Consider the following 364-nt stretch of genomic DNA (forward strand, 5'->3'; position numbering starts at 1 on the left):
CTGCATTTTTGCAGCTTTATCTTAAGTTAATTACAAAAGGAAAGTAAAAATGAATAAAATACCTCTGGCTTTGTTTTTATATGTTTTTTGCATTTCAGCTTATGCAGTGAAAGAAACGAGTTCAAGTTCAATTTCAGAAACAAGTATTCCACCTGAAAGGAGTATGCAACATTCTGCGAGGAATAGTGAAACCTACACCTATATAAAGTGTGTCTATAGGAAAAATAAAGATAAAAATTTTGATGCAACTTCATCTTGGGAATGGGGGCGGGCGGGTAACGCAGCCAACAATTATGCTACAGTTAATGGTCATTGGTATTCCAGCGCCATTCTAGCTAATATGTTTTATACAAAAGCTAGCCAC

General features: G+C 35.4%; 1 pseudogene. It reads left to right on the plus strand.

From position 1 onward, the window contains the following. Positions 1-49: 49 nt before the first annotated feature. Positions 50-364, plus strand: a pseudogene (locus V2A85_RS24585) (thermolabile hemolysin); the annotation flags it as partial.

This window comes from Yersinia sp. 1252 StPb PI (assembly GCF_048593885.1).
Taxonomy (GTDB): domain Bacteria; phylum Pseudomonadota; class Gammaproteobacteria; order Enterobacterales; family Enterobacteriaceae; genus Yersinia; species Yersinia enterocolitica_E.